This is a genomic window from Nocardia sp. Tas62D01 (assembly GCF_055232035.1).
On sequence record NZ_JBUYUZ010000001.1, the window covers coordinates 9,111,374 to 9,137,166 of the forward strand.

Here is a 25,793-nt window from a genome sequence, read left to right on the forward strand (position 1 = left end):
TCGGTGCGCCCGTCGCGTCGGTGATGGTCCCCGGCGGCCGGGGCTGCCGGATCCGATCGCGGCGCAGCCCGGTCCCGGCGACCCCGGCCCAGCACCCTACAGCATGTAGTGTGGCTTGTGGATGACTTACGCGATTCGCCTGCGGCAGCAGGACATTCAGGTTCTCGGACGCCTTCTACTCTCCGCTACCCTCGAGCGAACCTCGGCAGCGCCCGCCGGGACACCGCACCCTACAGCATGTAGGGTTGTTGGGGTTGTGTGCGGGCCGGTCCCGCCCAAGGCGCCCAGGAGTGATGCAGGTATGGCAGGACCAGGATCTTTGCTATCGCGGGCCGCTGCCGCGGCGCGACCGATAGCGATCGTCGGGGCGGTGTCGGCGGGGATGCTGCTGGTGTCCCCGGCGCTGGCCAATGCGCAGGACGGTACCGGGCCCGGCCCGGATGTGGAGTTGCGGCAGGAGGCGACCCTGGCCGGCTATATCTGCTACGGGTTGATGGCCGCGACGGTGGTGTGGGGGTTGTTCCTGGCCACCGGGTGGGCGCGTAAGTGGGTGCGCCGCCCGGCGGTGTATTCCGGGCACATGGTGCTGGCGGTGTCCGCGCTGACCTTCGGGGTGGCGCATGCGGCGGCGTATCTGTTGCAAACCCAGGAGCATTTCACCGTCGAGATGATGCTGATCCCCCTCGCCCAAGGTGGGGAGCCGGAGGTCGCGCTCGGGATCGTCGGGCTGGAGTTGGCGATCGCTGCCTCGCTGGCTGTGATCTGGACGCGGCGGTTGAATTACCGGCGGTTCCGGATCGTGCACATCGTCGGGGTGTATGCCGGGTTCGGGTTGTCGTGGGCGCATGTGCTGGCCACCAGCGCCGAAGCGAAAACGTTCAGCATGCTCGGAGTCACGATCGCCGCGATCCTGGCGGTGTGCGTGATCTTCACGGTCCTGCGGGTGCTGCCCGCCTCGCGCGCGGACCGTTCCCGTGTCGCGCTCGAGGTGGTGAGCCCGCGATGACCGCTCACATCGACACCGGCACCCCCAGCGACACCGCCACCGCTGCTGGTACCGCCGACGCTCAGCCGGTGCGGAAGGTGCGGGTGGCGGTGCACAACGGGCACTGCCACCACTACGGCCTCTGCGTGCAGGAGGCCCCGGGAGTGTTCGCGCTGCGCGGCGAGCACCGCCTGACCTACGACGCGACACCGGATCCGGCCCTGGCCGAGCAGGTACGGTCGGCCGCGCGGGTGTGCCCGATGCAGGCGATCACCGTGGAGCAGCAGAAATGACCCGGCACACCTACCGCGACATCGTGGTCGTCGGGGCCGGGCTGGCCGCGCACGCCGCGTGTGAACGGTTGCGGGAGAACGGGTTCCGCGGGGCGATCACCGTCATCGGCGACGAGCCGCATCACCCCTACAACCGGACCCCGCTGTCCAAGCAGTGGCTCACCGGCAGCGCCACGGTGCGTGACCTGGCGTTGCCGGCCTGGACCGACCTGGACTGCACGTGGCTGCTGGGCACCCCCGCCGCCGCGCTGGACACCCACGCGCGTGCCGTGGTGCTGGCCGACGGCCGCCGCATCGGCTACGACGGCCTGGTCATCGCCACCGGCGTCACCCCGCGCCAGCTCCCGGGCGTCCCGGAACACCCCGAGCGCATCCATACGCTGCGGACCCTGGAGGACGCGCACGGGATCGATCGGGCGTTCGGGCACGCCCGTGACGGGGTGATCGTGGTCGGGGGCGGGTTCATCGGCTGTGAGCTGGCCTCGGCCGCCCGCGCCCGCGGGCTGGCGGCCACCATCATCGACGTCTCGGCGACCCTGCTGCACCGCGCGGTCGGCACCACCGTGGGCGCGGTCATGGCCGACGTGCACCGCGACCACGGTGTCCGGTTGCATCTGGGGTCGGCGATCACCCGGTGGGAACCCCACGACCGCGGGGTGCGGTTGTTCCTCGACGACGGCGAGATCGCCGACTCCGACACCGTCGTCGTCGGCATCGGCACCACCCCCGCTACCGGGTGGCTGACCGGCTCCGGCCTCGACATCACTGAAGGCGTCGCAGCCACCGCCACCTGCCACGCCGTGCGCGCCGACGGCGGCGTCCTAGCCGACGTGGTGGTGGCCGGGGATGTGGCGCGCTGGCCCAACCACCGCTTCGACGCGGTGCCGCGCCGGGTGGAGCACTGGATCAACGCCATCGAGATGGGCCGCGCCGCCGCCGACAACCTGCTCACCGGCCCGGCCGCCGCGACCGCGTTCACGCCGGTCCCGCGGTTCTGGTCCGAACAGCACGGGACCAAGATCCAGTCTGCGGGTATGCCCGGTCTCGGCGAGCATGTCCGGATCATCGAGGGCCGCCCCGGGCGGGGCGGTTTCGTCGCCGCCTACACCCGCCCCGCCGCGGACCCCGGGGTGGCGCGGTTGATGGGTGTGGTCGCGGTGAACGCCTGCCAGCGGATCCCGGACTATCTGCCGTTGATCGGCCAGGATGTCAGCCTGCGCGAACCTGTAGCCCAACCGGCATGACCGACCAGGACGACGCCCCGGGCGGGCGGTGGTCGTGGCCTGCATGGTTGACGCCGAACCTGCGGGTGTTGTGCGGGGTCAGTTTCCTGCAGGACACGGCCAGCGAGCTGCTGTATCCGATCCTGCCGATCTTCCTGACCGTCACCCTCGGCGCCCCCGCCGCGGTGGTCGGGGTGACCGAAGGCGTCGCCGAGGCCGCCGCCGCGGTGACCAAGATTCTCGGCGGGCGGCTCGGCGACCGCTACCCGCGCCGCCGCCTCGTCGGGGCCGGGTACGGGCTCGCGGCGGTCGGGAAGGTGATCCTCGCCGCCGCTGGGGCCTGGCCGGTCGTGCTGATCGCCCGCGCGGTGGACCGGCTCGGCAAAGGGGTCCGCAGCGCGCCGCGGGACGCGCTGCTGATGGTCGGTGCCGACCCCGCCGCCCGCGGCCGGATCTTCGGGGTGCACCGCGCCATGGACACCGCCGGTGCCGTCGCGGGCCCCGCCTTGGGGCTGGGGCTGTTCGAACTGCTGCACCACGCCATCCGGCCCCTGCTGTGGATCGCGGTCATCCCCGCCGTGCTCTCGGTTCTCCTCGTCGCGGCACTGCGCGAAAACCACACCCCCGCAACCACATCCGCGCGACAAAACCCGCCAGCGGCCGAGCAGATATCACAGTCGTCGTTGCCGCCGCGGCTGCGCACGCTGATCGCGGTCCTGACGGTGTTCGGGCTGGTCAACTTCCCCGACACGCTACTACTACTGCGCGCCCACGACCTGGGCCTGTCGACCGCCGGGGTGATCGGCGCCTACATCGTCTACAACCTCGCCTACGCCGCGCTGGCCTACCCCGCCGGGGCACTGTCGGACACGATCCCGCGGCAGTTGGTATTCGCCGCCGGGCTCGGCTGCTTCGGCATCGGCTACCTCGGTTTGGGCCTGGTGCACAGTCCCGGATGGGTGTTCGTGCTGCTGCCGATCTACGGCGGATTCGCCGCCGCCACCGACGGGGTCGGCAAAGCCTGGATCGCCGACCTCGCCCCACCCGAGCGGCAATCCTCCGCCCAAGGCATCTACCAAGGTTTGTCCGGTGCCGCGATCCTCGCCGCCGGGCTGTGGGCCGGACTGGCCTGGCACACCGACGGGCACCTGCCCCTGCTCATCTCCGGTGTCACCGGCCTGATCCTGGCCGCCGCCTTCGCCGCCACCGGCCGTCGCCTCACCGCCCCTGCCCCCACCTGATGTGGATGATGAAGCGCGGCAACCGACTCCACGTCCTCAGCAGCAGTCCTCACCTTGCCAGGACCGCCGGCCCTGCCACACCGCGACCACGGCAACGGCCAGGCCGATCACCGGGTCCAGCCACCAGCCGCCGGACCAGGTGCTGGTGACCGCCAGGCCGACCAGCACCGCCGCGGCCTGGACCGCGCACAGATAGTTCTGGGTGCCCTCACCGGCAGTGGCGGCCGACCCCAGCCGCGCGGCGAGCTTGTGCTTGGCCCGGCCCAGCAGCGGCATCTCCAGCAGCGCGACCCCGGTCAGCACCATCCCGATCGCCGTCGTGTCCACCCGGTGCTCGCCGAGCAGCTCCCGCACCGATTCCGCGGCCACATACGGCGCCAGCAGCCAGAACGACAGCGCCACCGCACGCTGGGCGGTGCGTTCGGAGCTCTGCGACAGGGTGCGCGAGCCGGTGAACCGCCACACCACGATCACACTGGCCAGACCCTCCACCGCGCTGCCCAGTGCCCACCCGATCAGCGCGATGGAGCCGCAGGCATACCCCTGCCACAACCCGACCGCCCCCTCGGTCACCATCCACGCCAGGCTGAACCACGCCAGCCAGCGCGCCCACCGTGCCGCGCGATACCAGGCAGCGTCGCGCACCAATGGCTCGGATACTGCTGTGCTGCAACATGTCTCAGCAGCGCAGCAGTCGCCCCCCGCGAGCAGGGCGGAGGACGGCGCGAGCAGATTCGGGCGGCTGGCGGAATCGGCGCCGGTCACGACGCGACCTGCGGCGCACAGCAATCCGCACCGGATGACGGACAGAGCACCACGGCGTTGCCGGTTGCCCGCAATACCGTCTCCGCCGCGGTGAGCATGTCCACCAGCTCCGGCCGCGTCAGCCGGAACAGCGAGGCCCGCCCGATCGGCTCGGAATCCACCAGGCCGCAATCACGCAGGCAGGCAAGATGTTTGGATACCGTCGACTGCGCCAGCCCCAGTGCCTCGACCAGATCCGTCACCCGGGCCGGACCCGCGGCCAATCGGCGCACGATCGCCAACCGTGCGGGATCACCCAGTGAACGAAACAATGCCGCGGCCGGCGACAGCTCCACCCGCTCCACTTCGATATACGACGCTTTCATCGTCATACAGCGATACTATTCCGGAATGTGCTACGGCCGCAACCGGGAACAGATGCATCCACGTGGTGTCCGGTACGCCGATCAGACGCCACGGCGCCTACGACCGACGATGTGTGCGGGCCCGGGAAATCCGCATGTGGGGGGATCTACCCGCCCATCATCGAGTCCGTGTCCCGCATCATGATCGCGGTCTGCGGGGCCCGGGGCCGCTGAGTGTGCCCGGTCAGCGGTGGCCGTCGAGGAACTGCCGCAGCGCCTGCTCGTCGTCGGGGTTCAGGCGGGTCACGAAGCGTTGCAGCACCGCGCGGCGGTCTCGCCCGCCCTCCAGCAGTGCTTGCATCCGATCCCCGGCCAGCTCGTCGGCGTTGACCACCGGCCGATACGTGCCCGCCAGCTCACCGACGCCCCGCGCCACCACACCCTTGTCGAACATCCGGGTCAAGATCGTATGCACGGTGTTGTAGGCCAGTTCATCGGCCAACGCCGACTGCACCTGCTGCGGGGTCAACGGCGCCTCCGCGGCCCACAGCACCGCCAGAATCTCGCTCTCCAACTGTCCCGCTGCCCGGCGGCGCGCACCCGGCCGGCGCGGTGCACGCTCGCGTTCCATAAGCCCGGCCTCCTCGACAAAACGGTGTGTGCACCACACCTTAACGCTCGCCCGCACCACCCGGGATGAGCGGAACCCGCACCATATCCTACACGCTGTAGGGTCTATATCCGACGGGAGGCGAACCGCGGCGATGCCCAAATACATGCAGTCCTAAGCGATTCAGGGGTGGGCCGGGTTCTACTGTCGCGGATGTCAGGAATCAGGCGAGACGATCGAGGTGAATGTCATGCCGTTCCGTGAGGGTGAGGTTTCCGCTGCCCGGAGGCCGACTGTGAATGCGAGGTGACCGTGACCAACGCGGCCCCGCCCAGTTGTACTGGTCCGCACGACGCTCCGACGTGCCGCTGCGGGAAACCCATGGTCAAGAAGTAGAGGGGCGCGGAGCCGGCGGGAACAACGGCTCCATTGTTTCGGTCGAAGCCACTACCGTCGCATCTGGTCGGGCCCGAGCGGGCCGGTGACGCCGCGCATTGCAGCGGGCGTGGGTGTGACGTAGCGGCGCAGGACAACCGGCCGGTAGCAGGCGGGGATCCGGGTCAGGTGCAGCAGTTGGGATCGAGCACCAGGCACAGCGCGGTCAGGGCGTCGCGGCGGGCGCGGTGGACGACATTCATGCCGTTCCGCTCCGAGGCGACCAAACCGGCCTTGCGCAGCTGCGAAAGATGGTGGCTGACCGTGGATTCCGACAGTCCGACCGCTGCGGCCAGGTCGCCGCCGTTCTCCTGCGCGGCCGGGCTGGTCAGCAGCAGCGACATCAGCTTCACCCGCACCGGATCCGCGAGAGCCTTGAGCCGCAGCGCGACCTCGAGGGCGGCGGCGTCGTCGACCGGGCCCGCGGCTACCGGCGCGCAGCACACGGGCGCGGACATGTCGATCACGGGCAAAGCCTTGGGCATGCCCCCACCCTACCCGCGATATTGACATACGTCGAAAAGGTGGCAGACTCGGAACCGTCCACCTCTTCGATATATGTCACACAACCGGAGGTTCTCATGTCCCGCGTGCAGCTCGCCCTCAACGTCGACGACCTCGAGCAGGCGATCACCTTCTACTCGACGCTGTTCAACACCGAACCGGCCAAGCGCAAGCCCGGCTACGCCAACTTCGCCATCGCCGAGCCGCCGTTGAAGCTGGTCCTGCTCGAGAACACCGGCTCCGGCGGCACGATCAACCACCTCGGGGTGGAGGTGGAGTCCTCCGAGCAGGTCCACGGCGAGATCGCGCGCCTGTCGCAGGCGGGGCTGTTCACCGAGGAGCAGATCGCGACCACGTGCTGTTTCGCCACCCAGGACAAGGTGTGGGTCACCGGCCCGCACGGGGAGCGCTGGGAGGTCTACACCGTACTCGCCGACACCGAGAACTTCGGCACCACACCGGAATTCGCCACCGGCGACGCCGAAGCCGTGCAAGCCTGCTGCGGCACCGGGGCCGCTGCGGCCACCGAAGCCGCCGCCGGGGAGCCGGCCGCCTGCTGCACCAGCGAGGCCAAGGAGAAGGCGCTCGCTTCCGGTGCCACCTGCTGCAACTGACCACCATCGGGAGGTGAGCGTGTTCACCGGATGTTTGCTTGCCTACCGGCATCGATATTAGTCAATATCGATGTATGTCTAAATCAGAGGTGCCGGTGTCGCCGGCCGCGCCAGTCGGATGCGAGCCCACCCGTATCGTGGAGCGTGCGCTGACCGGCGCGGAGGCCGCCGAGTTGGCGGTGATGTTCAAAGCCCTCGCCGACCCGGTGCGGTTGCGGGTGCTGTCGGCCATCGCCGCCCGTGTCGGCGGGGAAGCGTGCGTGTGCGATGTGTCCGACGGGCTGGATGTCACCCAGCCGACGATCTCGCACCATTTGAAGGTGCTGCGCGAGGCCGGGCTGGTCACCAGCGAACGCCGCGCGTCCTGGGTGTACTACCGCGTCGTCCCGCAGGCCCTGCAACGGTTGTCGCTGGTGCTGGGCCGCCAGGCCGGAGCGGAGATGTTCGCGTGAGCACCACCCACCATGCCGATCACCCCGCGGTGGCCGGGAAGCTCTCGAGGCTGGACCGGTTCCTGCCGGTCTGGATCGGTGTCGCCATGGCCGCGGGCCTGCTGCTGGGCCGCCTGATCCCCGGCCTCGAGGACGGGCTGTCCGCGGTGGAAGTGGACGGGATCTCGCTGCCGATCGCGATCGGTCTGCTGGTCATGATGTATCCGGTGCTGGCCAAAGTCCGCTACGACCGTCTCGACTCGGTCACCGGCGATCGCCGCCTGCTGATCGGCTCCCTCGTCATGAACTGGCTGCTCGGGCCCGCCCTGATGTTCGCCCTGGCCTGGCTGCTGCTGTCGGATCTGCCCGAGTACCGGACCGGGCTGATCATCGTCGGATTGGCCAGATGTATTGCGATGGTGATCATCTGGAACGACCTCGCGTGCGGTGACCGCGAAGCCGCCGCGGTGCTGGTGGCGTTGAACTCGATCTTCCAGGTCGTGATGTTCGCCGTGCTCGGCTGGTTCTATCTCTCGGTCCTGCCCGGCTGGCTCGGCCTGCAACAAACCACCATCGACACCTCACCGTGGCAGATCGCGAAATCGGTACTGATTTTCCTCGGCATCCCCCTGGTCGCCGGATTCCTCACCCGCCGCCTCGGTGAGCGCGCCCGCGGCCGGGACTGGTACGAATCGACGCTGATTCCGCGGATCGGGCCGTGGGCACTGTACGGGCTGCTGTTCACGATCGTGATCCTGTTCGCCCTGCAAGGCCACCAAATCACCTCCCGGCCATGGGATGTCGTGCGGATCGCGGTGCCGCTGCTCGCCTATTTCGCGCTCATGTGGGGCGGCGGCTACCTCTACGGCCGCCTGGTCGGCCTCGGCTACGAACGCACCACCACCCTGGCGTTCACCGCCGCGGGCAACAACTTCGAACTCGCCATCGCCGTCGCGATCGCCACCTACAGCGCCACCTCCGGCCAAGCACTCGCCGGAGTCGTCGGCCCGCTCATCGAAGTCCCCGTGCTCGTCGGGCTGGTCTATGTCTCCCTCGCCCTGCGCACACGCTTCCCCCACACCGCCATCGACGCCCCGGCGGGGGTGGCTCGGTGACCGCGACGCCATCGGTGATGTTCGTGTGCGTGAAAAACAGCGGCAAATCCCAGATGGCCGCCGCACTCATGCGCCACCACGCCGGAGAGGAGGTACAGGTGTATTCGGCCGGCACCCATCCCGGCCAGGCCCTCAATACCTTGTCGGTGCAGACCTTGACCGAGGCCGGGATCGAGGTCGGTGACGAGCACCCCAAACCCATCGACCCCGCCCTCGCCGCCACGGTGGACGTGATCGTGGTCATCGGCCGCCAAGCCCGCCTCGACCCGCCACCCGGGCCACGAATGCTGGTGTGGGACACCGACGAACCCTCCGAACGCGGCATCGAAGGCATCGAGCGCATGCGCTTGATCCGCGACGACCTCGCTACACGCGTCGACGCCCTGCGTGTCGAGCTCACCACCGGTGACCAGCCAGTTCGGAGCACACCGTGACCACACCTGCCGACGCTGTCGTGACCGCAACACTCCAGAGTCGAGCACCGCATGCGGCAGTTCCAGCGCACCGAAGTGGCCCGGTCGGGGTTAGATGAATCATGCGGACTCGTTACCACGAGAATCTCGAACAGCTCGCCAGCGAGCTGCGGGCGATGTGCCAGCGTGATCGCACCGCCATCGCCACCGCCACCAACGCCCTGCTACGTGCTGATCTGGACCTGGCAGAACAAGCCATCGACATCTGCCACGATATCGACACCATGCGCGAGGAACGCGAGCACGCGGCGCTCACGCTGCTGGCCTTGCAGGCACCCGTCGCGGGCGAACTGCGTAAGGTGGTCACCGCCATCCAACTCGTCGGCGACCTGACCAGAATGGGCGCACTGGCCGAGCACATCGCGGGCATCGCACGGCGCCGCCACCCCCGCCACGCGGTCCCGGAATCGGTGGAGCCGATCGTGGCCCGCATGGGCGCGGCGGCGATCGCGATGGCCACCAGCGCCGCCGCGGTCCTGGAATCCGGCGACCCCGACGATGCGGCCCAGCTCGACGGCCAAGACGACATCATGGACCACCTACACCACGACCTTCTGACCGCGGTCCTCGCCGAGGACTGGGCCCACGGCACCACCGCCGCGGTCGACCTCACCCTGCTCGGCCGCTACTACGAACGATTCGCCGACCACGCAGTACAGGTCGGGCGACGCACCATCTTCATGGCCACCGGCCAATCCCCCGACAACTGGCCCGCACCCGGTCCCACCAACGATTGATCACCGATCCCGCCGAGCGCGCAGTGGTCGCAATCGTGGGCTCGGCGGCCCGCCCCGAGTCACGTCTCGCCGGAGAAGATCTCTTTGGCCTCGCGCAGCGCGTAGAACACCAGGACATATCCGGCGACCGGGTCGGCCCACCACCAGCCCGCGAGGCTGTTGAGCAGCAACCCGGCCAGCACCGCCGCTGCCAGTAGCCCCGTCGATCGAGGTGACGCGTCCCTCGGTACTCAGGACCGGGTTGTCCAGTGCGGCCCCGGTGCGGGCCTTTCCGGCGGCCAGCGCGAACATCGCGATCGCGGTGACGGCGGTCCAGGCGATCCCCAGCGGGGAATGCTCGGGACGAAACCCGGTGATCAGCACGGTCGTCGACTGCGCCAGCAGGTACACGGCCAACGCCGCGAATCCGACACCGATCAGTCGCAGCGCGTGCCGCTGTCGTGCGGGGCCGGTCCCGGACAGCTCCCAGATCACTACCGTGGAGGCACCGATCTCGATCAGCGAGTCCAGCCCGAACCCGGCCAATGCCACCGACCGGGCACTGATCGCGGTGATCGCCAGCACCATGATGCCGATCACATTCCACGCCAACGTGAGGTACTCCAAGGTGAACCCGCGGCGCAACAGCACCCGGCGAGCAGTGTCATCCAGCGCGGTCACCCGGCTAGTCTCACACACCGCACGACCACGTCGTGGCGGGAAGCCGCCCGCTCACGATGCGAGGGCGATCGACAGTCCGATGCCCAGCCAGCTGGTCCGGGCGTGGTCCGTGGCGAGGAGGGTGGTGATCGCGTCGTAGGCGATGTAGGGGGCCAACAGGAAGAACGTGACCGCGACGGCCTTGTGAGCGCGGGCTTCGGCGGTCTGCGACAGGGTGCGGTCGCCGGTGAACCGCCACACGACGATGACGCTGGCCAGGCCCTCGATGACCGAGTCCAGCCCGAATCCGAGCAGGGCCACCGAACCCGCGAGGATCGCCGCGGTGAGCGCGAGGGCACCTTCGGCGCTCATGTAGACCAACGACAGCCACGACAGCAGCCGAGCCTGCCGCGCCGCGTGAAGCCACAGGGGGTCGCGCTCGGCGGGATCGGGCCGAGCGACGCAGCAATCGTCACCACAGCCGTCATCCGGAGTCGCCGGCGTCAGTTCGATCCCGAAGGCGATCGGGTCGGTGCTCACGACCTGTTCCCGCAAGAGTCGGTGCCGTAATTCGGGCACAACGCCACCGCGTTGCCGGTAGCCGCCAACACCGTCTCCGCCGCCTCGAGCACGGCGATCAGGCTGGGCTGAACCAGCCGGAACATCGAGGCCCGCCCCACCGGTTCAGACTCGACGAGTCCGCAACCACGCAGGCACAGCAGATGTTTGGACACTGTGGACTGTGCCAATCCCAACTCGTCGACGAAATCGACCACCCGAGCCGGGCCACCGGCGAGCCGTCGCAGGATCGCCAACCGGGCCGGATCTCCCAGCGACCGGAACAACGCCGCCGCCGGGGCAAGCTCCACCCGCCCGATTTCGCCACTAGCAACTATCATCGCCATACAGCGATACTATCGTTTGGGCCTTATGGGCCATCCGGGGTGAGGCGGCTGGTCATGTTCAGTTCCACCTCGCCGCAGGGCAGGACAGGCGACCAGAACAGCGGCGTCAGACAGCGCCGACCCTCGGGCGTGAGCCCGTCCTCTCATTCCGGGTCGGCCAGTACGTCTTGCAGCATCAGCGTGTTGACATGTAGACCATCGCCGCCTGGAGTATCCGAAGACACAACACCGACGTCTCATGCTCGTCGCGGCGGTTGGTCGCCAGCTCGCCGCTCTTACCGTAGAAGATGACCGAGTTGGCGCGGTTCCAGGACTCGACGACGTTCAATCCTTCATTGATCTCCCGCTGCAATGTCCGCGACCGCAGGTAGCAGCACGTAGACAGTGCGGCGCAGGGCCCCGGACCCCTTGAGCGCAGTGGCCGGGGTATATTCTCCACCCAGACTCGGACAGCTTGCCGACCGGCAGCGAGGCGGTGGCGTGCCCGAACTCCAGCGGCCTGGCGGCTGATCGCCGGCAACCCCCGCAGAGGCTCCAGCTCCTCGCCCGCGAGCACCTGCGTCGCCGCGAACCCAACCTCCAGCACGCCGATCAGGTCGGCGACCCCTTCTCTCGGGCTGCCAGGTAGTCGGCCCAGCCGGTCTGGGCGTATTGGGACCATTTGTGTGCTGTTCGGGGGTGGATCCCGAACAGTTCGCTGACGACGGCTGGATGGAGGTCTGCGACGTTGGCGATCATGGCGGTGTTTCGTGCCGCGATGGTCGGTAGTCCGTGTTCGGCGAGCGAAACGGACAAGGGACGGGTGTGCCGTGGGCGGCTGGGTGGACGTCCGGGCAGGAGAAACGAGGGATGCGTGCCGCCGTCTGAAACGGTTGCGCCTGAATATGTTTGGCTGATCCAATGTTCGATGAGGTTGGCCAGGGACGGCGGCAGGATGACGGGGTGGCGGTCGACGACGAGGTAGGTGCCGGTGTCCTCGCGACGGAGTCGGTCGATGGTCAGTTCGACGATGCGAACCAGAGGTAGGGCGTAGAGCCTCACGAGTGCTCCGACTATGCGGATATCGAGCGGCAAGGTGTCATCGGTGAGGCAACGGCGGAGCTGTTGCTCGTGGTCGTCGGCATCCTGAAACTGTTGCGGGAGACCGGTTTTATTCCGCGGGATCGCGATGTCGCAGACGAGTTTGCGTTGCTTGAGCCAGACCAGGAATCCGACGAGGGGTGCTCGCTTCGAAGGATTGCTGTCGAACCAAGTGTCGAGGTGAGCTTGAGTGAGATCGGAAGCCCGCACCTCGATGGTGTCGAGCCAGGTGAGAAAGTCGATGGTGACGGTGGTTCGATTCCGGTCGTTATTCGCTGCGCCTCTTGTGTAGGAGCGGTGGGTTGCGCGACGACGGATGCGTCGAAGGATGTGCCATTCGAGGTAAGGGCGCAGGAGTTGCTGTTGATGCGATGGCAGGGCCGAAACGGTGCCGTCCGCCCAGATTTCGAGCTGTGCCAGATTCTCGTTGCGGCGCAGGAGTATTCCGGCTCCGACGAGGAGTTCACGGAGGTAGTGAATGCTGATGCTCTGGGGTAACCGGTCCAGATCTGCGTGGGTGATCTCGCTCGAGCGTGTCGCGAGTTCTCCGAGGAGGGAGTGGAGAGGATCGATATCGAGCCATTTGAGAATCGTGGCCGGGTGCACGGATGTGAAGACGGCGGCAAGGGGATTCAGGTGCGGTGCGATGACACCGTCGGCGCCGCTAAGTAAGTTGTTGAGCTTGTGGGTTGCGACGCATCGGAGGCATTCACCGTCGATATATTGTTTGCCGTCCTGGCCGCAGCTTCGGCACGTGAAGTCGAGATCGGAGCCTGCGCAGAGAGCGCAAGTGTTCCCGGTGGGGCCTTTCCCGACAAGCACTCGCACGGTGCCGCAATCGGTGCAGGGGGCGGGGTGCAGGCGCTGGTGGTCGTAGCAGGTTCGACAGACCGGCCCGCACGGCCACGTCGTGACCACCGGTTGAAGCCCGCCGCAGAGAGCGCATTCTCTGGAAGGGTGGGGGCGGCAGTTGGAGCAATGGAACTCGATCCCGCGGACTCTGCTGCCGTGGCGGCGGCGACCGCACACGACGCAGTCTCCGATGTTGCGGTAGCAGCTGCGGCAGGTATCCGGGTTGCCGTCAGCGTCAGCGCGAACTTCGATCTGCCCAACTTTTCCGCAGATTCCGCACAGTCGCGTGTGAGTGGCTTTGTAGCATCGGCCGCAGACCGGTCCCTTGGCTGTGGTGGCTATAACGGCAGCGAGCCGGCCGCAGTGCGCGCAGTGGCGTTCGGGCTTGGGTGCGCAAGGGCCGCAGAATGCAGTGCCGTCAGCGAGCCGCCGTTTCGGTTGCCGCATTCGGCCGCATTTGGCGCATTCGGCGAGGACTTCGGCATCGAAGCGGTAACAGCGTCGGCAGATCGGGCCTTCCGCACGGTGGGTGACGATATGGCCCTCGGTTCGGCAGCGAGCGCAGCGCCGCAACTCGGTCTTTGTGACGCACCATCCGCAGCAGCGGCCCTCGGGTGTCAGCCGTCGCAGCGGCCGATCGGAGCGTCCGCAGCGGGCGCAGCCGAGCAGGACCACGGCCTCACCGAACCCAGCGTCGTCGAGCAGTTGCAGCAGGCGTATCAAACACTGCGGACTCTGCGGCGGGGGCGCAAGAAAGGCATCCGGGTGCTCGATGAGATATTTATCGAGCTGATGGGTGTTCCCCGCGTGCCATACCTTGGCCTTCTGGAGAAGTTCTCGCGCAGTCTCGGTGGTGATCGCGGGCCCGACCGCATTGTGAACGAGGGCGATCAGACGCTGTTGAGCGGCCTCCAGTTCACCTTTTCGATACCAGTTCCTCTTCCGCGGGCTACTCACTGCTGCCCCGGTCGACGAATCATGGTGCGGCGCAGAGAAATTGCTTCCCCGCCGGACTGCCCGTCGGCGGTCTTGCGAAGCTGCTCGTTCACGACCTGCGGTTCGATCAGGTCGTTCGGGGTGCAGCCCAGGATGTCGCAGAGCGCGACGAGGACGTCCATGCTCATGCGCTGTGGCGGCTGGGTCACCAGTCGATAGACCTGCTCCCGGGACAAGCTGATGCCACGTTCTGCCAACAGCGGCACCAGATTCGAGGTCTGGAACATCTGCTGATCGGCCATCAGATCCCGCAGACGCCAGCGGTAGCCCATCTTCTTGTTCATGCGGTCACACCCCAATCGCCGCCGAGGCGGCCCTTCAATGAAGCCACCAACAGCTGGTTACGGAACTCGTTGGAGACGCTGGTGTAAATCGCCGTCGTCGCCGCATGGGAATGGCCAGCCTGCTCCTGGGAAAATCTGGCACAATAACCGAATTCGGTCCAGTGAGTGAGCGCACTGTGCCGTAAACAATGGACATCCAGATTCTCATCGAGGTCCGCATCACGCCGGATTGCCACGAACGCCTCATTGATCGACCGAGGGGACAACCTGCCCACCCGCTCGGTCACCCACAGCTCCGGATGCTTCCCCGGCGAGAACCGTGGCCGCAACTCCGTCACCCACTCATCCAAAACATCCGCAGCCCAGTCCATTTCTGGAACGAGCAGGACCGATCGCCGTTTCGGTGCCGACCCCTTCGATGCCTTGCCGAAGCGCACCATAACGCTTCCGAATCTACCGAACTGTGGCATCTTCGAATTCCGACGCAAGTCGACCAGGTCCAATTTCGAGGTCTCAGTACGGCGTAACGCATAAGCGTAGATCGTTTTCACCACCGCGGCGTCGCGGGCTGCACCCAAGGCCCCCTTGACGCCTCTTTCTGTAATCTTGCCCGGCCGCGCTTCAGCGGCCGCGAACAGTGCCTGGATCTCATCGTAGGTCAACGGCCGGCGCCGAGGGTCTCCCTCGTAGTCCGTCTTGTGCAGGATCGAGTTGCCTTCGTGGAAGATCTGTTGCGGCACTTCGCCGAATCGTTCCTCGCACACCCGCAACCAGCTGTAGCGCGGATCGAGGAGAAATTCCAGAAACAGCGAGATCGTGACCTCGTAACCCCGGGCGGTGGACAAGGCGCACGGCCGGCCGCCACCACGCAGATGATCGATGAAGGCTTCCCCCTCCGCCGGGGTCCATTGCCACGGAAACAACCCCGTGAAATCCACGAGCCGTTGGATCAACCGCAGTCGCGGCCCCACCGTTTTCTCCCGGAGAAACCGTGCGGACTGCTGCCGCCGCCACCCTTCGAGCATCGCGGCAAGAACAGCAGGCGCGGGGTCCATGTGGACGACGTTGTCGGCCAGAACCAGATGCGCCGAACCAGGCGGTTGCAGGGTCACATTGACGTTGTAACCAACGCAACATTGATGTGCCGCGTGTCAAGGTGCAGTTGGGAGCGTCCAGACATTCGCGGCATACTCAGCCTATATCTTCCTGACCAGGTACTATACCGTTCTAGCCGGTGACGAATTGTTGTATTGGATGCAATTCCGCCTGTTTCTGGCTCTGGTTGATGGGGAGATCCCATGCGTCCCAGTCCCAGTCCGGTCGGCGGGCCATACCCGCGCGCACCAGGGCATGCATCAGCCGCACCCGCAATGTGGCTTGAAACCCCGGCGCGAACCGGTCCAATCCTCCCGTCGCGGCCACCTCCACGAACCAGTGAGTCGTCTCCGCGATCCGCCGATCGACCATCCGATCCAGATCACCCGTCCTGACCAACGGCTTAATGACTCTGGACGCGAGATATCCGCCCATCAACGCCCCTGCGGACAGGGCCGCGAGACCGACCGCGCCGGTACGTCCGATCACCCGCGCCGCCAGGTCGAGCTGATCGTGGTCCACCCAAAACGGCACAGCATCAACCGCCGAAAAAAAGGCCGTCAACTCGACGGGAGGGTCACTAACGGCGTCGATACCCCGCTCCAGCGCCAGATCGAACATCCGGCGTCCCTCACCACCTGTCTGCTTGAACATCGCGACCACAGCATCGGCGGCCGGATCTCCCCGCCGCGGAAAGTGCTGCGCGTATGCGGCGCGCTGCTCACCTGTGATGACGCAGGCAGTTCGCGCAGTTCGCGGGATGAGCGTGTACGGGAACGCGGTCGGTAGTGAATCGGGGGATCGCTCTGCTCGTGCCATTGCCATCTCCCCTCAGCCGATCCCGAGCAGCACGGAACCGAGGACATCCGGGCGGCCGAACGCCGGGATCGGTGAGTCGACCATGCTCATCACCGAGGTGAAAGCCGCAGCGACCCGAGGATCCTGGGTGCCTCGCTTCAGGACCCGATCGACGGACCAATGCTGGGCGCGGACCACCAGCCCGGTCGGCGCACCCTTTGTCGCTGGGAATCGAGCATCTTCGGCAGTGGACAACAGCCAGGGAACCCGGGACACCGCCATGATGCCCCTATTTGCCGCTCGCGCCGCCGGGTGGCCGATGCCGCCGTGGCGTGCGACGGCCGCGCCGAGTGCCTGGGCACCTTGGATCAATAGGCTCATGCCCTGTCCGTAGGACGGATTGGGCAGGATCGCGCAGTCACCGAGCCAGACCAGGCCATCTGGCCCGTTCCGCTCGAGATGCCGCCGGTAGGAGGGCCCGGCCGGGAACCATGTGACCTCACTGGCCGGTTCGGCTTCGCGCACGACCTCACGCAGAATCGGATCCCGCAACTGCGCCAGCAGCGCGTAAAAACCCGCTTCCCCGGGGTCCGGCTGATACTCGTGCATTCCTCCCAGGCTCACGATCCAGCGGTCACCTTCGACTGGCAGGAGTGATCCAGTCAGCGGCTGGTCTCGCCGGGTCTGCACATACAGCGCGGTGTACCCCAGATCATCCAGACCGGCTGGGTGGTGGACCAGCCTGCTGCTGTAAACGCAACCGGCGTCCACCTTTTCTTCACGAACTTGGCATCCCCACGCCGTGAGCCATTTCGTCAGTTGGGAGTGTCGGCCCGACGCATCCACTACCAGCTCGGCGTGTATCTCGACCTCGCTGGTCTGGCCGCGCTCGCGGATCCGCACGCCGGTCACGGCGCGGGCACTGCCGAGCAGCCCGACGACCTTGGCACCCTCAATCACCTCCACCGATGGCTCACTGAACACGCGGCCGCGCACCGTATGGTCGAGCAGCGCCCGGGTAACCGAGAGGAAGGAAATCGGGCTGTCGTGAGGCGCCATCTGCCCAGCCGATGTGAGCCAACGCAGGTCCTCGCCCATCACGACGCTGACCGCGCCTGCGGCTCGCAGCTGAGCCCTGATCCCGGGCAGAAGTTGCTCAAGGCTTCGGTGCCCCGCCTCGAGCAGCAGATGCGCATGACTTGCCTGTGGTTGGCCCGGTCGGGGGAGCGGCTGCTCGGGGTAGCGATCGGGTTCGATGATCACCACCCGGCAGAATCCGCACAGTGCCCGGGCGGCCAGCGTGCCAGCCAGACCGCCACCGATCACCACTGCTGTTCCCCGTCCCGAGTTCTCGGTGGCGCCCCCCAACGGCGCGTCGCGCCGCGTCCGACCGACAGACTCAACCTGTTCCACATCGCGCCGCGAAGTCGGCGACCAGACCCCGTTCAGAGGTGCCACGACTCACCTACCCGGCGTTCGGAGTGCAGAACGGTTCAGCCACCAGTCCGGCGGGCAGCGGGATTGTGCTACCAGATGCCGGGCCCGCACCCGCGTTGGCGGCGGCTAGTGCCGCCTGCTTCGCCTCGCCACGACTCGGGGCCACCGCTGAGTAGTAGTCGCCGCCACGGGTAGCGACGGCCGCACACGCGTTGGCCCATTGCACAAACCGATCACAGACCGGCCCGCCTCCGGGCTTGGAGCCGCACTGCTGTGCGGCCATATCGTCGGCCTGCTCTTGGCTGGCCGACGACCATGACGCATAAAAATTCGCGCCGAAGCCGGAGGAGAGGCGTTCGATCATCACGGACCCGTAGATGGTGTTCTCGGCGTAGGCGGTGCCCGGGGCAGCGATCGCGATTGCGGCCACGGCAGAGGACAGCAGTCCCACAGCGGTCTTGCGAGAGATAGACATTCGATAGTTCCTAATCGGTAGTGGGGATAGGGATTTCACGACGGGTGTCGGGGGTCGCCTGTCTTCATGTGCACCGCGCGCTAGAAGGGGGCGGAGCGTTCGGGGTTCCAACCCGACATGCTCGAGCGCCCACCGGGTGAGGGGACCGAACCGTTCGGCGGGTTTGAGCAGGACCCAAGCTGGGGTGCGCTGATACACAGTCACCGACGCCGCGGTGCGAGCCAGCTCGGGGACCATCTGGGCGGCTGAGGCTCCTGAAGTTGTCGATGCCAGCTCTTTTCAGGCCGACCCCCATACCAATACCGGCGAAACCTGCGCCGACGATCGCAACGTCGAGATGGATGGTTATGGCGTCTGCTGCATTCGCTACGCATTGCAGATGCCGATCGCAGCTGGAATAAGGAATCTCCGAAATGCGCTGTAGCCCAGATTGATTGGTCATAAGTCATCAATTCCTGGTGCAGTAGTGATTACCGGATCCGGTGGATCCGAAAGTCCCAGCGACGCAGCACCGAGTCCGTGCTCGGTTTCCATGCGCATGTCGAGCATCGCTTGAGGTCGGTCGCGGGTAAGGACCGTCAGCCGTGCGTGCACGGTTACCCACGGCGTTTTGTCGAACCGCAGACGCCATGTCCCGTGCGCTTGGTCTGCGCCCGCGAGTAGACGGGAGCGGATCTCGGCTACTACGGCAATGTCATCCGGATGTGTTTCTGGGATCTCATACATCCACCGGTCCAGTGGAGCGGGTCCTGTTTCGACCCACAGATGGACTAGACCGGTGCGGAGATCGGTGACGCCGACCGCGTGATGAGGCGGGGTGGGAATTGTCCGTATCAACTGCGTGAGCAGTGTTGGCGACGGCGCCGTCTGGACAGCGCTGATGTCGTGAACGAGAGCACGGATTGTGCGGCCGTGATCGCCGCGGACGCTCGCGGCGGCGATGAACAGGTTTCTGCGCGCGCCGGAGGTGATCCCCGCGGTTACCGCGGTGCCGCACCATAGTTCTGTCGGTGCGGAGGTCTCGTCGAAGAGCCTCAACAGACCGGTTCTGTCGTCGATCTGCTCGATGTGGCGCATCCAATCCGGCAACGACCGGACGGTGGGGCCCTCGACGGCGCTATCAAGGAATCGCTCGAGTGTCGGATCGGTAGATGCGACCCCGGTGCGGGCATTCGCCCAGGCCAGCGTCCCGATGGCGGGTCGCGGCGGCGGAGGTTGGTGTCGAGGTCCGGCCCACACGTGGACCGCGAACACCTCGTCTGCCGGTCCTAGGACGGGGACCGTAGTGATTTGCATCCGAACACCTGACGGCAGGTACAAAGACCGCACCTGCGGTTGCCGGCTGCCGATGGTCTCGCCGATCGTCGCGGGAAGGTGGTGATTCACGGTGCTGCTGCCCGCGACCCGTGTGCGACTCAACCGGGTCCATCGCCGGGGCTGTGGCCCCTCGGCGACCACCCACCACGACTTCGCGTCGACCAACGTCGCGACCAGAACCCAGGGACTCGCTGTTCCTCGGCCATCCTCACGGTCACGGCGATCGTGCCGACCGGAGGCTGCGGCGGCATCGGCGGGCGGGCGGGCAACATCCGAGGTGTTCATCGGCTGACCTCGCTGCCCGGATGGTTACGGCGCGTTTCGCCGCTCCCGCCTTTCGCGAAACCAAGCGCGAGACGTACCCGCGATTGTCGTTTCGGGCGAGACGTTGAGCCCGGCCGCCGCGGCTGATGACCCCAGACCACCAGGGCGACATTGGCCAGGATAGTCAGCACGGAAACTGCTGTGACATAAGTGAATACGATCGAATCCGCGCTCATGCCACGCGCCTCGATGCCGACGAGAGCACGCGGCACGTCGAATCAGCCGCAGCTGGATAGAGGCATGAAGAGCGCGCGCACCGGTCTGCTTCGAACGGGAGAGCGGCCCTGATCATGAATTCGGCAACCATCTCATCGCCTTTCCGCGGCCGTCGTTCGGGAACCCGATTGCGCGAGCAGCCATGCCCAACAGATCTCGGTGCCGCATACCGGTGCCGGGCATCGGATTCGGCCGCAGACAGCACGGGCACCGTGTGAATGCGGCATGGCTGCGGATCTGGTGCGGATGGCGGCTGGAGCGCCGCCCAGGCCAGCGTGCCCACCAGCAGCAGCGCCGCCAGGCTCGCGACGAGTCCGATCAATGTGGATGCGGAGCCACCGTTGTCGAACTGGTCTGGGGGTGGGCTGTCTGCGAGCGTGTCTTCGTGCACGGGCCGGGTCACCTTCCATCCAGATGGCGGAACGCTCGTGTGCGTGAGCTGACCGAGGCAGCGAGTCGAGGGATCCAGCGCCGGTGTCGTTGCTGTCGGCGGTTCGAGGTGGGGACGATCCCATCGCGGGGGTGAGTCGGAGACAGATCGATCCACCTCCCGTGGGACAGGTTCCGCGTGTAGATGACGGCGACGACCGAGATCCCTACCGCCGCATTCTGTTTCGCCAGCAAGTCGACAGCGGTGCTGGCCTTCGCCAGATCGGTGATCGTCCCGACGACGATCACGACCGCCGTCTTGGCGGCAACCGATGCCGGGAGACAGGCAGTGGCGTCCAGCTGACTGATGAGGCGATGCATCGTGTCGGCAACCGCTCCGTCGTCGCGAAATCCCACGATCACGACACCGGGGCCGGTGTCGGAGTAAATCTTCCGCGCCTCGGTCAGAGCGGTGATGACTACGTGGTCCTCGCTGTCCTTGCTCATTTCGGCGCCCTAGACTCCGGGCCCAGACGGCGTTGAAACGGAATTCAGATCGCCGCTCACCGCGGCGTAAACCTCGATCAGCACCACCACGGTCACGATCGGCTCCCGAGGTCGTAGGCGACAGCGGTCAGCCACGCGATGCCGGAGGTCAGCTGGCCGGTGGCGGCGTAGCCGTTGTGGCGGGCGACGGTGTCGCCGTAGCGAAACCACACCCATGGGTTCGACAAGGCTGCGTTGTCAGCCAGCAGCTGCGACCACGCGGCCCCGAGCTGGCCGACAAGTTTGGGCAGCAGTACCAATGGGTTGCCCGCAACGGTGGCCGCGATCTCGTTCCACCGGGCCGCCGCGGCACCGACGTCTTGCGGTGTCGGGGCCGGAGTACGTGGGTCGGCCGCGTCGATCAAACGAGCCGAAAGAGGTTGTTGTGGCGCGTAATCGACGTTGCCGCCGCCCACCTGGACGTCATTGTTGATGATGGTGGTCCAGGCGTCACCGAGAGCGGCAGACAACAGCGCGCTGATCGAGGCGACCGCACCGATCGGATCGTTGAAGTTAGCTTGGGCAGCGATTTCCGCGCCGATCCGCAGCAGCATCGCCTGATCCGGCGCGGAACACGCCAGATCTCCGTCAACGCAGATATCGGCGACACGCCCCTCGAGAGCGCCGTAACCGACGCCGGTGCTGGCGATTCCGCTACCACCCACCGGACCGGTGATGATCTGCACACCCGACACCGCCGCGCCGCTCGTCCCCGGCGCCGCATCAGGCACGATCTGCCCCGGCCGACCAGGAAAGGTCGGGGCGTCGGCGACACGATCGGGGTTGGAATACAACGCGATCGCGGCGATCTTCTCCGCCGGCACCGGCCCGATTCCGGCACCGGCGTCCTGGGCGAACGACGCCATCGCCTGTGCGCCTTGGGAATAGGCAACTCCAGCGATCAAACTGCCCGGGCATTCCGCGACCACCTGCGTGGCCGCGGCATCGAGTTGGTTACGTGCGTCGCGCACCGAGCCCGCATAAGGATCTGGTCCGCCGCCGGGCACGATCCCGCCAAACCCCGCTCCGTAACTGACGTAGGACCGCTGCACCAGTCCCGGCGCGGCGGCCAGGACCGGGGCCAGCAATGTGCCGAGCACGCCGGTGTCGGCCAGCGGATCCGCGGTCGGTGAGGATTGCCCTGTGCCCTGAATGCCAATGACATACAGGGCCGGGCAGCCCGCGATCGGCACCGCCTGGGCGCTGCCGGTAGCGGCGGTCGTGGACAAGGTCGCCGCCGCGGTCAGCGTCAAGACAGTGACCGCGGCTCTTCCGCGTCGGATTCTGGCGGTCGATGGCTGCCCCGCGCCCACCCGGGTGCAGCGTCTGCGATATCGGCTCATGCGACCGATCCCTCGAATGTGGAGGTGCCCAGTTCGATTCGCGCCAGGACTGGGTGGTCAGCGTCTCGATGCGCCTCGCATCCGTCGGAAGCTTTTGCCGCGCTGGGTCTTTCGCGGTCGTAGTCATGGCGGGCACCTACGCGCGATGATGGGATCAATTGGACGACTGTCCTGCGCATGGCGGCAGCTCCGCCTGGGCACCGGGCAGGTTCTGGTGTATCGGTGAAGCGGAGCAATGGTGGTCCTCACTGGGTGGGCAAGTGCAACGGCGGCTGCGGACTGTTGCTGCCGCATCAGTTGCGGCCAGCGACGGCATCGACCGCCTGAGCGAAACCTGTTGGACACTAAAGTTTTTGATGGGGGCTTCTGAGCTACCGACCCGCGGAAAGTAGCGAGACGTCGCGCCAGACATGGCGACGAAGATTCGAGCTGCAGCGTCGTGGCAATCGACGGCCGGCCGCCTGATGGCCGAGGCCGACGATTCGTGCGTGGCGCGTGGTTGCCGTACAGGTGGGACACGACCCTCGCAATGTCGGTGCGTGGGATGACACCGCGAGGGTCGGGCCGAATACGGCTGCGGCGGAAGCCTTGCGCGGAGCGTAAGCACCCGCGCAGGCCGGACACGGCCCTTGCGACGCCTGTGCGTGGGGGTAGCGCGACGCCGCAAGGGCCGGTCACAGGCCTGTCGCCATCCGTGCGCGAAGCTACGGGATCAGCGACAGGACGAATCCGGCCAGATTCGCCAGCGTGTTGAGCACATAGGCGCCGCTCGCCAGCATGCTGGATCCCGCGCTCAGACCATTCAAGATGTCCACTTCCCCTCCCTTCCGGGGTCCCTCAGTCTGTGGTTGACACGAAGGACGCTACGCGGCACCGAACTCAAACGCAAGTCTTACTGGACAGTTTAAGTCAGTTAGTGGCTTGAACGGGACAGGTTATGATCGCCATCGCGATTCGATATGGGTGCTAATGTGGACAAATGGATACGCGTGGGGACATGAACGCGGCCGAGGAGGCACCGGAAGCTGTCTCACCGCTGGTTGGCGCGGATGCTTCGCGTGAGGTGTCGCAGTCGCACGAAGAGCTCCGGGAATACGGTCGGATCCTGACGCGGCGACGAAAACAGCTAGGCCTCTCACTGGTGAAAGCTGCCGAACTCGGAAAAATGTCACGCACTACGTTGTCCGACATCGAGTCCGGGAAGAAGGCACCCGGGCGCGGAGACACCTATGGCAGGCTCGACCGCGTCTACCGTTATCTGCCGGGCTCGGTTTTCAACCTCTACAGCTTCGGACAGCTGCCGGTTAACGCCGATGACCCGGTCCCCGCAGCGCCGCCGCGCGTGCCTACGACCGATTTTCCCGCTGCGCTCCCCCTCAATGCCCTCATCGAGCTGGTACAGGCCGACCAGCGGCTCGAGAAGAAGGCGCAATCCAGTAACGACCGTGAGTTGAGGGAGATTCGGCAGGCGATCGGTCGTAGTACCGATCGCCTGCTGCGAGCGTTCATCGTCTCGCAGGTCGAAGGCCGTCGCGCAGCCGGTCACGATGACGGCGGATTCATCGCGACCCTCCTGGCCGTACAAGCACGGCCGCCGATCGCCGACGACGAACAAGACCGCGATGAATTGGCCTATCTCCGATGGCTTCTCGGACAGTCCGAGGACATACGAACCCAAGATCAGGCACGGTACGCCGAGCAATTCGCAAACCGCACGCAGGGAAGATGATGCTGACACTAGAGATCAGGCTGAACCGGCTGTTCCAGCTCAGGCACGACTACGGCCAACCCGAACGCACCACCGATGACGTCGCCCGGGCGGTGTCTCGGCGTGTCGGCAGGGCCGTCCGGGGTGCGATGCTCAGCGAGGCTCGCTGTGGGCAGCTCACGAACTTGCCGGTCGAGATCGCCGAGGGACTCTGTGCTGAGTTCGGCGTCGACCCCATCTATCTGACAAACGATGAAGGTCCCGAGGTCAAGCAGATCGACCTCTTCATCCAAATATTCATTTTGCTGCGTGATCGTGGGCTGCATTTCGCAGGCAGGGGATTCAGCCCATTTGACCTGGACACCCTCGAACAGATCCTCGAGTTGCTCAAGGAACCCACTTCCGAGGAAACGGCTTCGGTGCGTTACCCGGCGTAGCCCACCGAAGCACACCGACTGATTTTGAAGGTGTTAGCGAGAACTGCCCGTATGCAGGCGTGTCCAGGCCTTCGCGACGGCGAGCACAGCGCGCTCATCTGTCGGCCATACTGGATTGACAGAATCTGCCGCGGCCCCGGATTCTCTGTGATCAACCGCCTCTGCAACTGCGCGGGCCCATGCATCGTCGTTGGCATGACAGGGTAAGTCGAGGATCGGTGCCAGCGCCACGATCGCGTCCTCGATTTCGACACGCATCCTGTGTTCTGCAACGATCGGCGATGGTAGGTGCCCCAGGTTACCCAGCCGAACCTCCGGCACGACCGCCGTCAGTGCCGTCCACAGCGGTTCTAGGATTCGCGCACGTCTCTCAGCACCGCCCGAACCTCCTGGCGACGACTGCGCGACCTCGCGGGTCATGAGCGCAAGCTGGGTGCCGATCGTCTCGGCCTGAATCTCGGACTCAGAGTCGAGGGATTCTCGCTGCATCGCAGCAGCGAGCGCTGCCGCATCCAGACTCGTCGCAAACAAGCCCGGGCTGATCCGGAACTTCCTGCCTCCCAAGTGATCGCAGAGAACATGACCGAATTCGTGCATCGCCTGCTGTATCTGATGCCGGGGCGACCGCCGCCCGTCGTATCGGACCACCAGGCGATCCTCGAGTACGAGCAATGCTGCGCTTTTGGGTGGCGAAGCCATCGTCGTTCGCCATGCAGCGACGTCTATCTGCAAGCGGGTCTGCTGGCCGAACCAATCGCAGATTTCGTCGAGTTTCCACAGCCCCGATCCCGGCAGCGTCACCGTCGGATGCGGCAGATTGCCTGGTCGGCGAGCGTTGCCAACCGACGTTACCAGGCCACGGCCAGAAATACTGTGTGACAAGACTTCTCGCGGGCGCTCAGGGGGCCGGCGCGCGTGCCCGGCGCACTCAGGTTCCACTGCCGCGTCATGGGCTCGTCTGGGCGTCGAAAGGCCGTCTTCGGCCTTGAGTTTGCGCTCCGAATCTGTTGGGCGGTTTCGCCGGGCCCCCACCCAACGACAGTATTCCGGACACTTATTTTCCTGCTCACCGACGGCGACGTCGGTGACGTACGGTCCCTGTCCTCGTCCAATGCTAAGCAAATGATTACTTTCCCCCGAGCACCACAGAGTGGATATAACTGATTCGATTGCGGACACCTGGTCCGAGGATGACGCAGTGG

The 25,793-nt window shown here is 66.3% G+C and carries 30 protein-coding genes; 12 read left to right on the top strand and 18 right to left on the bottom strand.

Annotated features, from left to right (window positions below):
- Positions 1 to 301: 301 nt before the first annotated feature.
- The 4 genes from ACV7NQ_RS44360 to ACV7NQ_RS44375 are packed head-to-tail and all read left to right on the top strand — an operon-like array spanning position 302 to position 3,742.
- Positions 302 to 1,006: a ferric reductase-like transmembrane domain-containing protein gene (locus tag ACV7NQ_RS44360; RefSeq protein ID WP_463364959.1), complete on the top strand. Its 705-nt coding sequence runs from the start codon at positions 302 to 304 to the stop codon at positions 1,004 to 1,006.
- Positions 1,003 to 1,278 (top strand): ferredoxin, encoded by a 276-nt coding sequence (locus tag ACV7NQ_RS44365; RefSeq protein WP_463364960.1) that lies wholly within the window; start codon positions 1,003 to 1,005, stop codon positions 1,276 to 1,278. The genes ACV7NQ_RS44360 and ACV7NQ_RS44365 overlap by 4 nt, the downstream gene beginning before the upstream one ends.
- The gene (locus tag ACV7NQ_RS44370) at positions 1,275 to 2,522 is read left to right on the top strand and encodes an NAD(P)/FAD-dependent oxidoreductase (RefSeq protein WP_463364961.1); all 1,248 of its coding nucleotides are present in this window, start codon (positions 1,275 to 1,277) and stop codon (positions 2,520 to 2,522) included. Before ACV7NQ_RS44365 ends, ACV7NQ_RS44370 begins: the two co-directional genes overlap by 4 nt.
- Entirely contained in the window at positions 2,519 to 3,742 is a 1,224-nt protein-coding gene (locus tag ACV7NQ_RS44375; protein ID WP_463364962.1) for an MFS transporter, read from the top strand. Before ACV7NQ_RS44370 ends, ACV7NQ_RS44375 begins: the two co-directional genes overlap by 4 nt.
- Before the next feature lie 36 nt (positions 3,743 to 3,778).
- Here ACV7NQ_RS44375 and ACV7NQ_RS44380 read toward each other — a convergent pair whose 3' ends face one another.
- From ACV7NQ_RS44380 to ACV7NQ_RS44395, 4 genes are all read right to left on the bottom strand, one after another.
- Entirely contained in the window at positions 3,779 to 4,390 is a 612-nt protein-coding gene (locus tag ACV7NQ_RS44380) for a cation efflux transmembrane domain-containing protein (RefSeq protein ID WP_463366046.1), read from the bottom strand.
- Between the two features lie 113 nt (positions 4,391 to 4,503).
- On the bottom strand, positions 4,504 to 4,872 hold the full coding sequence (locus ACV7NQ_RS44385) for an ArsR/SmtB family transcription factor (RefSeq protein ID WP_463366047.1): 369 nt from the start codon (positions 4,870 to 4,872) through the stop codon (positions 4,504 to 4,506).
- 223 nt (positions 4,873 to 5,095) lie between these two features.
- Complete coding sequence (locus ACV7NQ_RS44390) at positions 5,096 to 5,482, bottom strand: BlaI/MecI/CopY family transcriptional regulator (RefSeq protein WP_463364963.1); 387 nt, start codon at positions 5,480 to 5,482, stop codon at positions 5,096 to 5,098.
- Between the two features lie 539 nt (positions 5,483 to 6,021).
- A complete protein-coding gene (locus tag ACV7NQ_RS44395; protein WP_463364964.1) occupies positions 6,022 to 6,381 on the bottom strand; it encodes an Rv2640c family ArsR-like transcriptional regulator in 360 nt (119 codons plus the stop codon).
- A gap of 96 nt (positions 6,382 to 6,477) precedes the next feature.
- Between ACV7NQ_RS44395 and ACV7NQ_RS44400 the strand changes: the two genes are divergently transcribed.
- From ACV7NQ_RS44400 to phoU, 5 genes are all read left to right on the top strand, one after another.
- Entirely contained in the window at positions 6,478 to 7,014 is a 537-nt protein-coding gene (locus ACV7NQ_RS44400; RefSeq protein ID WP_463364965.1) for an ArsI/CadI family heavy metal resistance metalloenzyme, read from the top strand.
- 74 nt (positions 7,015 to 7,088) lie between these two features.
- Positions 7,089 to 7,466, top strand: a complete 378-nt coding sequence (locus ACV7NQ_RS44405) for an ArsR/SmtB family transcription factor (protein ID WP_463364966.1) — start codon at positions 7,089 to 7,091, stop codon at positions 7,464 to 7,466.
- The gene (gene arsB, locus ACV7NQ_RS44410; protein WP_463364967.1) at positions 7,463 to 8,560 is read left to right on the top strand and encodes an ACR3 family arsenite efflux transporter; all 1,098 of its coding nucleotides are present in this window, start codon (positions 7,463 to 7,465) and stop codon (positions 8,558 to 8,560) included. Before ACV7NQ_RS44405 ends, arsB begins: the two co-directional genes overlap by 4 nt.
- 17 nt (positions 8,561 to 8,577) lie before the next feature.
- Positions 8,578 to 8,994 (top strand): arsenate-mycothiol transferase ArsC, encoded by a 417-nt coding sequence (locus ACV7NQ_RS44415; RefSeq protein ID WP_463366048.1) that lies wholly within the window; start codon positions 8,578 to 8,580, stop codon positions 8,992 to 8,994.
- A 101-nt stretch (positions 8,995 to 9,095) separates the two neighbouring features.
- A complete protein-coding gene (gene phoU / locus ACV7NQ_RS44420) occupies positions 9,096 to 9,770 on the top strand; it encodes a phosphate signaling complex protein PhoU (RefSeq protein ID WP_463364968.1) in 675 nt (224 codons plus the stop codon).
- On the opposite strand, the gene ACV7NQ_RS44425 is transcribed toward phoU, so the two are convergent.
- The 5 genes from ACV7NQ_RS44425 to ACV7NQ_RS44445 all read right to left on the bottom strand — a co-directional run bounded on the left by ACV7NQ_RS44425 (position 9,771) and on the right by ACV7NQ_RS44445 (position 12,355).
- Positions 9,771 to 10,448 carry a hypothetical protein gene (locus ACV7NQ_RS44425; protein ID WP_463364969.1) on the bottom strand — a complete coding sequence of 226 codons (678 nt, stop codon included), beginning with the start codon at positions 10,446 to 10,448 and terminating at the stop codon, positions 9,771 to 9,773. It abuts the gene before it with no gap.
- Positions 10,449 to 10,481: 33 nt separating this feature from the next.
- Entirely contained in the window at positions 10,482 to 10,949 is a 468-nt protein-coding gene (locus ACV7NQ_RS44430; protein ID WP_463364970.1) for a hypothetical protein, read from the bottom strand.
- Positions 10,946 to 11,314 (bottom strand): ArsR/SmtB family transcription factor, encoded by a 369-nt coding sequence (locus ACV7NQ_RS44435; protein WP_463364971.1) that lies wholly within the window; start codon positions 11,312 to 11,314, stop codon positions 10,946 to 10,948. The genes ACV7NQ_RS44430 and ACV7NQ_RS44435 overlap by 4 nt, the downstream gene beginning before the upstream one ends.
- A 175-nt stretch (positions 11,315 to 11,489) precedes the next feature.
- Positions 11,490 to 11,975: a Tn3 family transposase gene (locus ACV7NQ_RS44440; RefSeq protein ID WP_463364972.1), complete on the bottom strand. Its 486-nt coding sequence runs from the start codon at positions 11,973 to 11,975 to the stop codon at positions 11,490 to 11,492.
- On the bottom strand, positions 11,906 to 12,355 hold the full coding sequence (locus tag ACV7NQ_RS44445) for a hypothetical protein (protein WP_463364973.1): 450 nt from the start codon (positions 12,353 to 12,355) through the stop codon (positions 11,906 to 11,908). The genes ACV7NQ_RS44440 and ACV7NQ_RS44445 overlap by 70 nt, the downstream gene beginning before the upstream one ends.
- Before the next feature lie 69 nt (positions 12,356 to 12,424).
- Here ACV7NQ_RS44445 and ACV7NQ_RS44450 point away from each other — a divergent pair, with 69 nt between their 5' ends.
- Complete coding sequence (locus tag ACV7NQ_RS44450; protein WP_463364974.1) at positions 12,425 to 12,892, top strand: hypothetical protein; 468 nt, start codon at positions 12,425 to 12,427, stop codon at positions 12,890 to 12,892.
- Positions 12,893 to 14,199: 1,307 nt separating this feature from the next.
- Here the strand turns inward: ACV7NQ_RS44450 and ACV7NQ_RS44455 are convergent.
- From ACV7NQ_RS44455 to ACV7NQ_RS44490, 8 genes are all read right to left on the bottom strand, one after another.
- Positions 14,200 to 14,526: a helix-turn-helix domain-containing protein gene (locus tag ACV7NQ_RS44455; RefSeq protein WP_463364975.1), complete on the bottom strand. Its 327-nt coding sequence runs from the start codon at positions 14,524 to 14,526 to the stop codon at positions 14,200 to 14,202.
- On the bottom strand, positions 14,523 to 15,581 hold the full coding sequence (locus ACV7NQ_RS44460) for a tyrosine-type recombinase/integrase (RefSeq protein WP_463366049.1): 1,059 nt from the start codon (positions 15,579 to 15,581) through the stop codon (positions 14,523 to 14,525). The genes ACV7NQ_RS44455 and ACV7NQ_RS44460 overlap by 4 nt, the downstream gene beginning before the upstream one ends.
- Positions 15,582 to 15,753: 172 nt before the next feature.
- A complete protein-coding gene (locus ACV7NQ_RS44465) occupies positions 15,754 to 16,242 on the bottom strand; it encodes an oxygenase MpaB family protein (RefSeq protein WP_463364976.1) in 489 nt (162 codons plus the stop codon).
- Positions 16,243 to 16,452: 210 nt separating this feature from the next.
- The gene (locus ACV7NQ_RS44470) at positions 16,453 to 17,748 is read right to left on the bottom strand and encodes an FAD-dependent oxidoreductase (protein WP_463364977.1); all 1,296 of its coding nucleotides are present in this window, start codon (positions 17,746 to 17,748) and stop codon (positions 16,453 to 16,455) included.
- Positions 17,749 to 17,884: 136 nt separating this feature from the next.
- The gene (locus ACV7NQ_RS44475) at positions 17,885 to 18,331 is read right to left on the bottom strand and encodes a DUF4189 domain-containing protein (protein ID WP_463364978.1); all 447 of its coding nucleotides are present in this window, start codon (positions 18,329 to 18,331) and stop codon (positions 17,885 to 17,887) included.
- A gap of 438 nt (positions 18,332 to 18,769) precedes the next feature.
- Positions 18,770 to 19,933, bottom strand: a complete 1,164-nt coding sequence (locus tag ACV7NQ_RS44480; RefSeq protein WP_463364979.1) for a GAF domain-containing protein — start codon at positions 19,931 to 19,933, stop codon at positions 18,770 to 18,772.
- Between the two features lie 654 nt (positions 19,934 to 20,587).
- Positions 20,588 to 21,064: a hypothetical protein gene (locus ACV7NQ_RS44485; RefSeq protein ID WP_463364980.1), complete on the bottom strand. Its 477-nt coding sequence runs from the start codon at positions 21,062 to 21,064 to the stop codon at positions 20,588 to 20,590.
- A 92-nt stretch (positions 21,065 to 21,156) separates the two neighbouring features.
- Positions 21,157 to 22,356: a cutinase family protein gene (locus ACV7NQ_RS44490; RefSeq protein ID WP_463364981.1), complete on the bottom strand. Its 1,200-nt coding sequence runs from the start codon at positions 22,354 to 22,356 to the stop codon at positions 21,157 to 21,159.
- Positions 22,357 to 23,425: 1,069 nt separating this feature from the next.
- Here ACV7NQ_RS44490 and ACV7NQ_RS44495 point away from each other — a divergent pair.
- Positions 23,426 to 24,175 carry a helix-turn-helix domain-containing protein gene (locus tag ACV7NQ_RS44495; protein WP_463364982.1) on the top strand — a complete coding sequence of 250 codons (750 nt, stop codon included), beginning with the start codon at positions 23,426 to 23,428 and terminating at the stop codon, positions 24,173 to 24,175.
- Positions 24,172 to 24,591 (top strand): hypothetical protein, encoded by a 420-nt coding sequence (locus ACV7NQ_RS44500; RefSeq protein WP_463364983.1) that lies wholly within the window; start codon positions 24,172 to 24,174, stop codon positions 24,589 to 24,591. Before ACV7NQ_RS44495 ends, ACV7NQ_RS44500 begins: the two co-directional genes overlap by 4 nt.
- A 33-nt stretch (positions 24,592 to 24,624) precedes the next feature.
- Here the strand turns inward: ACV7NQ_RS44500 and ACV7NQ_RS44505 are convergent, their stop codons facing one another.
- Positions 24,625 to 25,392 (bottom strand): DUF6545 domain-containing protein, encoded by a 768-nt coding sequence (locus ACV7NQ_RS44505; RefSeq protein WP_463364984.1) that lies wholly within the window; start codon positions 25,390 to 25,392, stop codon positions 24,625 to 24,627.
- Positions 25,393 to 25,793 lie beyond the last annotated feature (401 nt).

What these genes read in the sequence shown, in the direction of transcription:
- ACV7NQ_RS44360 (WP_463364959.1), top strand. Translation starts at nt 302, where the DNA reads ATGGCAGGACCAGGATCTTTGCTATCGCGGGCCGCTGCCGCGGCGCGA.
- ACV7NQ_RS44365 (WP_463364960.1), top strand. Translation starts at nt 1,003, where the DNA reads ATGACCGCTCACATCGACACCGGCACCCCCAGCGACACCGCCACCGCT.
- ACV7NQ_RS44370 (WP_463364961.1), top strand. Translation starts at nt 1,275, where the DNA reads ATGACCCGGCACACCTACCGCGACATCGTGGTCGTCGGGGCCGGGCTG.
- ACV7NQ_RS44375 (WP_463364962.1), top strand. Translation starts at nt 2,519, where the DNA reads ATGACCGACCAGGACGACGCCCCGGGCGGGCGGTGGTCGTGGCCTGCA.
- ACV7NQ_RS44385 (WP_463366047.1), bottom strand. Translation starts at nt 4,872, where the DNA reads ATGAAAGCGTCGTATATCGAAGTGGAGCGGGTGGAGCTGTCGCCGGCC.
- ACV7NQ_RS44390 (WP_463364963.1), bottom strand. Translation starts at nt 5,482, where the DNA reads ATGGAACGCGAGCGTGCACCGCGCCGGCCGGGTGCGCGCCGCCGGGCA.
- ACV7NQ_RS44395 (WP_463364964.1), bottom strand. Translation starts at nt 6,381, where the DNA reads ATGCCCAAGGCTTTGCCCGTGATCGACATGTCCGCGCCCGTGTGCTGC.
- ACV7NQ_RS44400 (WP_463364965.1), top strand. Translation starts at nt 6,478, where the DNA reads ATGTCCCGCGTGCAGCTCGCCCTCAACGTCGACGACCTCGAGCAGGCG.
- ACV7NQ_RS44405 (WP_463364966.1), top strand. Translation starts at nt 7,089, where the DNA reads ATGTCTAAATCAGAGGTGCCGGTGTCGCCGGCCGCGCCAGTCGGATGC.
- ACV7NQ_RS44415 (WP_463366048.1), top strand. Translation starts at nt 8,578, where the DNA reads ATGTTCGTGTGCGTGAAAAACAGCGGCAAATCCCAGATGGCCGCCGCA.
- phoU (WP_463364968.1), top strand. Translation starts at nt 9,096, where the DNA reads ATGCGGACTCGTTACCACGAGAATCTCGAACAGCTCGCCAGCGAGCTG.
- ACV7NQ_RS44435 (WP_463364971.1), bottom strand. Translation starts at nt 11,314, where the DNA reads ATGGCGATGATAGTTGCTAGTGGCGAAATCGGGCGGGTGGAGCTTGCC.
- ACV7NQ_RS44440 (WP_463364972.1), bottom strand. Translation starts at nt 11,975, where the DNA reads ATGGTCCCAATACGCCCAGACCGGCTGGGCCGACTACCTGGCAGCCCG.
- ACV7NQ_RS44455 (WP_463364975.1), bottom strand. Translation starts at nt 14,526, where the DNA reads ATGAACAAGAAGATGGGCTACCGCTGGCGTCTGCGGGATCTGATGGCC.
- ACV7NQ_RS44460 (WP_463366049.1), bottom strand. Translation starts at nt 15,581, where the DNA reads ATGGACCCCGCGCCTGCTGTTCTTGCCGCGATGCTCGAAGGGTGGCGG.
- ACV7NQ_RS44465 (WP_463364976.1), bottom strand. Translation starts at nt 16,242, where the DNA reads ATGTTCGATCTGGCGCTGGAGCGGGGTATCGACGCCGTTAGTGACCCT.
- ACV7NQ_RS44475 (WP_463364978.1), bottom strand. Translation starts at nt 18,331, where the DNA reads ATGTCTATCTCTCGCAAGACCGCTGTGGGACTGCTGTCCTCTGCCGTG.
- ACV7NQ_RS44480 (WP_463364979.1), bottom strand. Translation starts at nt 19,933, where the DNA reads ATGAACACCTCGGATGTTGCCCGCCCGCCCGCCGATGCCGCCGCAGCC.
- ACV7NQ_RS44485 (WP_463364980.1), bottom strand. Translation starts at nt 21,064, where the DNA reads ATGAGCAAGGACAGCGAGGACCACGTAGTCATCACCGCTCTGACCGAG.
- ACV7NQ_RS44495 (WP_463364982.1), top strand. Translation starts at nt 23,426, where the DNA reads ATGGATACGCGTGGGGACATGAACGCGGCCGAGGAGGCACCGGAAGCT.
- ACV7NQ_RS44500 (WP_463364983.1), top strand. Translation starts at nt 24,172, where the DNA reads ATGATGCTGACACTAGAGATCAGGCTGAACCGGCTGTTCCAGCTCAGG.